Origin of the sequence: Candidatus Methanodesulfokora washburnensis, assembly GCF_003947435.1 — an archaeon.
Taxonomy (GTDB): Archaea; Korarchaeota; Korarchaeia; order Korarchaeales; family Korarchaeaceae; genus Methanodesulfokora; species Methanodesulfokora washburnensis.
Window position 1 is genome coordinate 1 of the sequence record NZ_RCOS01000052.1, and the last position, 5,242, is coordinate 5,242.

Annotated in this window: 10 protein-coding genes; 3 read left to right on the plus strand and 7 right to left on the minus strand. The window is 41.2% G+C overall.

Going from position 1 to position 5,242, the window contains the following annotated elements:
- The coding region (locus D6D85_RS03305; protein ID WP_125670655.1) for a hypothetical protein at window positions 1-278 on the plus strand (278 nt) is incomplete at its 5' end.
- A 152-nt stretch (window positions 279-430) separates the two neighbouring features.
- Here the strand turns inward: D6D85_RS03305 and D6D85_RS03310 are convergent.
- The 5 genes from D6D85_RS03310 to D6D85_RS16050 all read right to left on the minus strand — a co-directional run bounded on the left by D6D85_RS03310 (window position 431) and on the right by D6D85_RS16050 (window position 3,095).
- Window positions 431-784, minus strand: a complete 354-nt coding sequence (locus tag D6D85_RS03310) for a HEPN domain-containing protein (RefSeq protein ID WP_125670656.1) — start codon at window positions 782-784, stop codon at window positions 431-433.
- The gene (locus D6D85_RS03315) at window positions 771-1,361 is read right to left on the minus strand and encodes a hypothetical protein (protein ID WP_125670657.1); all 591 of its coding nucleotides are present in this window, start codon (window positions 1,359-1,361) and stop codon (window positions 771-773) included. Before D6D85_RS03315 ends, D6D85_RS03310 begins: the two co-directional genes overlap by 14 nt.
- Before the next feature lie 96 nt (window positions 1,362-1,457).
- Window positions 1,458-1,766: a hypothetical protein gene (locus D6D85_RS03320; protein ID WP_125670658.1), complete on the minus strand. Its 309-nt coding sequence runs from the start codon at window positions 1,764-1,766 to the stop codon at window positions 1,458-1,460.
- Between the two features lie 59 nt (window positions 1,767-1,825).
- Complete coding sequence (locus tag D6D85_RS03325; RefSeq protein WP_125670659.1) at window positions 1,826-2,539, minus strand: MBL fold metallo-hydrolase; 714 nt, start codon at window positions 2,537-2,539, stop codon at window positions 1,826-1,828.
- A 403-nt stretch (window positions 2,540-2,942) separates the two neighbouring features.
- Window positions 2,943-3,095: a hypothetical protein gene (locus D6D85_RS16050; RefSeq protein ID WP_161969661.1), complete on the minus strand. Its 153-nt coding sequence runs from the start codon at window positions 3,093-3,095 to the stop codon at window positions 2,943-2,945.
- A gap of 105 nt (window positions 3,096-3,200) precedes the next feature.
- Here D6D85_RS16050 and D6D85_RS16055 point away from each other — a divergent pair, with 105 nt between their 5' ends.
- Window positions 3,201-3,374 (plus strand): hypothetical protein, encoded by a 174-nt coding sequence (locus D6D85_RS16055; RefSeq protein ID WP_161969662.1) that lies wholly within the window; start codon window positions 3,201-3,203, stop codon window positions 3,372-3,374.
- A 218-nt stretch (window positions 3,375-3,592) separates the two neighbouring features.
- Here the strand turns inward: D6D85_RS16055 and D6D85_RS03330 are convergent, their stop codons facing one another.
- The gene (locus D6D85_RS03330) at window positions 3,593-3,901 is read right to left on the minus strand and encodes a hypothetical protein (RefSeq protein ID WP_125670660.1); all 309 of its coding nucleotides are present in this window, start codon (window positions 3,899-3,901) and stop codon (window positions 3,593-3,595) included.
- A gap of 546 nt (window positions 3,902-4,447) precedes the next feature.
- Window positions 4,448-4,816 (minus strand): hypothetical protein, encoded by a 369-nt coding sequence (locus D6D85_RS03335; protein WP_125670661.1) that lies wholly within the window; start codon window positions 4,814-4,816, stop codon window positions 4,448-4,450.
- 227 nt (window positions 4,817-5,043) lie between these two features.
- Here D6D85_RS03335 and D6D85_RS03340 point away from each other — a divergent pair.
- Window positions 5,044-5,242, plus strand: a 199-nt coding sequence (locus D6D85_RS03340; RefSeq protein WP_133308289.1) for an ankyrin repeat domain-containing protein, incomplete at its 3' end; no start/stop codon positions are given.

Genomic DNA, 5,242 nt, shown 5'->3' on the forward strand with positions numbered 1-5,242 from the left:
TGGAGGAGGCGCTCAGACAGGCATCCGAAAGAATAGCTAGAAAGCTTACAGAGGGGAAGAGGCTGACCGATACTGAAGTAATAATCCTCCTTTTGGATCAGATGAATAAAAGAATGGAGATTATGAACGAATCCCTGAACAAGAGGATTGATGATACTAACAAGAGGATAGACGATTTAAGGGACGATGTAAAGCTGCTGAGACAGGAGATGTCATCCATAAAATCAGATATAATAAACCTGTTGAAGGAGAGGCTGACGGGCACTGGAGGCACATAAAAACACTTTTTTCGTTTTCTCACTCATATTTAATATGGTGAGCATATTACAATGGCAGGAGTGAAACAAAAATCTGATCCTCAGCCAATAAGCTATTATGATTATAAACAGTTGGGATGAGCTTTACTTGAATATGCTTTTCCCGGCCTTATTTAAATAAGCTTCAATCCCATTCTTTCGCAGATAGAGCTTATTAGGCTCTTAGCTTCCCTTAAAGATCTCTCAGCATCCTCCCTTCCCGCTATGCTCCATCCATAATCAGCTTTCTTCCTCATATCATAGAGGAACAGGAGAGTATCAGCCTCCTCCTTTAATCCCTGATTTCTCAACAGATTTGCGAGCTTATCATCCCTTCTTGGTAGATGCCCTATCCTCCTGCTCCTCAGAAATATCTCCACCATCATCCTGCAGGAGAAGTAGGAGGAGCTGATGCACTTATCGTAACATGCTGTCTTTAGGTCCTCCTCTGCCTGATTTAGAAGGGATCTCACCTTATCCAAACTCATGCTCCATCGAATCCCCCTCAGATATAGTTATCGGGCTCAACCCCTCTATTCCAGTATCCTCCATTGCATCAAGAGCAGCTCTGCTCACCTCTCTCATTGTGTTAAGATCTGCTTTACTCACAACAACAGCCACATTGCTCTCATACACGAGATCATCTGGAGAAGGCCTTGCCACAAGCCTGATAAATCTGTCACCAATCCTCTCCCTCAATATCTCCTCGAACCTCCTTACCAGCTTTATCCAGTCATCCTTTCCTGCAATTCTCTTTTCATATCTTCCCATGAAGGAGATCTCGATAGGATCCCCCTCAGATATAGTTATCGGGCTCAACCCCTCCATTCCAGTGTCCTCCATTGCATCAAGAGCAGCTCTGCTCACCTCCTTGGTCAGATCGGCATCAGCCTTCTCCACCACAACTGCAACATTGCTTCCATAGATCAGATCGTCCGGCGAGGATCTGGCTATTATCCTCACGATTCTGTCACCAATCCTCTCTCTCAATATCTCCTCGAACCTCCTTACCAGCTTTAGCCAGCCCTTTTCTACTCTCATCTCTAGAATATATGCAATTCCCATACGGTTTAAGTGAAGTGATCTCTATTAAAGCTTCTGCTATCTGTATAACAGCTCTTTCCATGCATGCAGCATTTTGCATGCATGTGTTTCATCTTATTATTCCCTCAGCTCAACTGCAACTTCTCCCTCCAGCGATCCTGTCTCCTGCCAAACTCTAAGATTCCTTGCAATTGCCTTGTATGGCCTTCCATCCTTTAGCTCAACAACCACCTTTCCTGTAACCAGCTTGTTTGGCCCTATTTTGTCCTCTAATGCGAAGCTTAACTTCATCAAAAGTCTGCTCAGATCCCTCTTGTGCTCCTGCAGGATTGTCCTGTTTCTAGCTCCTATGGCTCCCCAGAGGTACTTTATGAAGCTTGCCCCAGCCGGGTTAACAGGCCTCACGAGATCGATCTCGATGCTCATAGGATATTCTCGTAAGTAAGGTTATAAATTCTAGCTTTTCAGTTATATACCTATTTTAATCAAAGATCTATTGAATCAAATTGATTTGGAACTATAAAGCGATTTTCTCCTCTTACTACTTCCTTTATTTTCTTCCTTTCCCTCCTGTTTATGTGCACCAGTGCTATCAGCTCCGGACCATCCTCAAATCTCAGATCCTCAAGGCAGGAGTGTGTTTGAACAATGGGCTTTATTGAGTAGCACTCGCATATAGCTAGGTTGCTCTTTCTAAAAAGCCTGATTACATCGCTTGTAAGCTTTCCATCTCCGCTGTAGCATATGCTCTTTCCATCTACATCTATTCTTACAGCCAGATTTTTCAAGCTGTGCTCTGTTCTGGCAGTCCTTATGGAAATGCCATCGAGCTCAGCACCATTATCAACTTCAATAAACTTTATATAATTCATTCTGTCCAGAAAGCCCTCATAGCCAAGGTTCATTAGGAGCTCAACTCTCTCCTTTATCCCTCTTTGCCCCATTATAAGGAGCTTCTTCCTCCTTCCATCTTCCCACATCCTCATTAGAAGAGGAGGGATGCCGAAGCAGTGATCCGCATGGAAGTGGCTTATGTAGATTGCGTCCAGAAAATCCGGGTCATCTCTGTATCTCCAGAGGTTATTGGGGATGTTGTAACCGCAGTCCAGCAGTATATTCATTCTGGATTCTATCAGGATTGAGGTGTTCGCCTCATTCTCATCGAGGGCCTCGCCAACTCCAAGGAACACGACCCTCATAAGCAACTTTAAAGGGGAAAAATAAAGCTGTCTCTCCTAAAAATGCAATATGATTATTAAGGATTTCTATAAAATAGTCCTCTAGAATTCTTTTTAACTTGGTCTCTCCTCTGCGGCTTTCTTCCTAATTTTCTAGGAATTCTTTTCTGCGTATTTAAGGTAGCTAAGACATAGCAATTAGTAATCTTATACCTGAGCTTCATCTTTCCTGCTTCAGAAAAACGTTCGTTTCTTTTTCCGAGAAATGGTTTCTGTGGCTTATTCTTGGGACTTAGGGCTATAACTCGGACATGCTGTGCATATCAGATTGTGCTTCTTAACATTGAGCCTGTAAACTTTTTGCTCTTCACAAAATCCTCCCGCATATCCCATAATTGTTCATACTTACCTGTTGGTTTTTAGACTAATTCACATGGTAGCCATCTTTATCAATCCATTTGCAGTCGTTTCCAAGCACGTAGATCCGCCGCACAGCACTATAATATATCACGTTCATACCGCTCTCATATCTGACCTCATAACTTTTCCCGTAATCTTCTGTGATAAGATCCTCCATCTAAGAACCCTATGTGCAGGCACATCTCTTAATGGCTCTGAGCTTAAGCTTGGGCATATTTAGAGTGAGCTTTCATGAAGGAGGGAGAAGTCGTAGAAGGATTAAATGGTAGCTACAGGATTTTATCTCGAAAAGAGGGGAGGAGTAATTACCGGAGAGAGGAGTGTATATCAGGCTTATATGAGGGCAGGAGCTGCCTTAAAGAATCCTCTTAAGATGGAATGGTTTTACAAGAACACTGTTGAAAAACCGGATCAATGGATACCCAAGATATATTGATACAGCTTCACGTAGATGGTAATCCTATCCTTGTCTTGGAGTACATCAGATTTAATGGAAGGGCACACACCTCTAGCAGAGGAAGTTGTGCTCGAGCTAGCTATAGAGCTTCTAAAGGCTTTAGGTAAGATCCACGATCTAGATTATATGCACAGAGATTTCAATCTAACAACATCCTTGTGAATCCAGAGAATTTTTCTGCTCGAAAAACCACAACCTTAAGGTAACCATTCTACTCCTTGTATGCCGAGTATAGCTTTTTTAGCACTTTCCTGCATCTTATACCTAAGGCTGAAGGGATTTTTTGGATTTTCTGAATGCAATGATAATAGTGTTTGCCCATCAGCTGCGATGATCAAATACATTCCTCCAGGATTTTTTGAATCACCAGAATACAATGGGCGGAGTCTATCTATTCTTATATCTAATTTGATCACATCTCCCTCATTAAGCTCCCCCAAATACACCTTAAAAAGAACATGGTAAGAAGCAATAGGTCCTTCGTAGATAACTTCTTCAGAAGCCACATGCAGATTGTTTGCATACTCTTTAAAAAGATTACCTCTTGAAAGAAAATTTTTAATGTACACGTGTTTACGGATGGTATAGGAGGCATCTTATGCGCGCGCATACAAAAGGCTAGAAAAAGAGCCTTAAAATTATACTTGTGGGACCTTACATATGAGGAAATACTGTGAGATCCTCGTTTTCCTTGTGATATAGGTTTATACTGTATGATCTCTTCAGAGAGGAGGATAGAGAATACTGAAGAAGATCTCCTCTTAAAGGTAAATGACGAAATGAAAAGAACGAATTTTTTAATGGAATATATTAAGATTGATAAAGATTCATTCCTTAGTTTTATTTTCCTACTCCTCTTTTACTTTCTTTTTTCTGCTATACTAATTGAAGCAGATAGCCCTAGAAGTAGAACTTGGCTTCCACTTTCTGTGATAGCTTTGATTATTATCTGGGATCAATACCGATATTCTATTCGGAAGTACTTTATTCAGAAAGAATAGAGTTTTTTGATGTACGTGGCGTGGAACATTCAACCTTGGAGACTTGACAGCCTACCTGTAAATCTGAGTTTGTGAGGATTCCCAGAAAGGCTCTATTACATATGATGCAGATAAACCCTTTGGTCCGTTCACTGTTATTTTTGCTGGTCCTTTATGTAAGTAAACTTGACATGGATCAACATATATCTTTAACACCTTGTTTGGGTATAATATAGATCCTTCCATGGTAAAACCTAAGGTGGAGGAGAGGGAAAGCACGTGAGGAGATACTATGCTTCTATCCGCCCTCTGTATACATACCACCCAGTCTTCTTTCCAGCCTACATCTAGTTCAGAGTTCCCTATATTCCGCACTAGGATAAAAAATAGCTTATCATCTTGTATGCTGACTCCAACTATCCTTATTGCTACTTCGGACATGTCAGCACAATGCTACAGTCCTATTATCTTTAAAGTTATCGGACATAATATCAGCGCATGATGTTCCCTCCCTGTATTGATTTCGATATTTGCTCGGCATTAGCATGAAGTACTCCCATATTTCTCTTGCACCTCGCTTGTTCTTCGGAAGTTCTCTAGCTTTAACTTGTAAAATAGCTCGATCGAAAAGTTTTTGAATAAACAATTTGTCTCTAAATTTATGGGGGTTGGATGAGGAGCTTTTTGAAGCCTTGTGTGGAGGTGATATTTTCAGAGTTAAAGATGTTTTGGAGAGAGGTGCGGATGTAAATGCGAGAAATAATGATGGCTTAACTCCTCTACACCTTGTTGCTGCTTATGGTTATGCTGATGTTGCTGAGTTGCTGATTAGAAGAGGTGCATATATAAACGCAAGAGTCAAGGAGG

Bases quoted from the DNA above. Each gene is read 5' to 3' on its own strand.
- D6D85_RS03315 (WP_125670657.1), bottom strand. From the start codon at position 1,361: ATGGGAATTGCATATATTCTAGAGATGAGAGTAGAAAAGGGCTGGCTA.
- D6D85_RS03335 (WP_125670661.1), bottom strand. From the start codon at position 4,816: ATGTCCGAAGTAGCAATAAGGATAGTTGGAGTCAGCATACAAGATGAT.
- D6D85_RS03325 (WP_125670659.1), bottom strand. From the start codon at position 2,539: ATGAGGGTCGTGTTCCTTGGAGTTGGCGAGGCCCTCGATGAGAATGAG.
- D6D85_RS16055 (WP_161969662.1), top strand. From the start codon at position 3,201: ATGGTAGCTACAGGATTTTATCTCGAAAAGAGGGGAGGAGTAATTACC.
- D6D85_RS03320 (WP_125670658.1), bottom strand. From the start codon at position 1,766: ATGAGCATCGAGATCGATCTCGTGAGGCCTGTTAACCCGGCTGGGGCA.
- D6D85_RS03310 (WP_125670656.1), bottom strand. From the start codon at position 784: ATGAGTTTGGATAAGGTGAGATCCCTTCTAAATCAGGCAGAGGAGGAC.
- D6D85_RS16050 (WP_161969661.1), bottom strand. From the start codon at position 3,095: ATGGAGGATCTTATCACAGAAGATTACGGGAAAAGTTATGAGGTCAGA.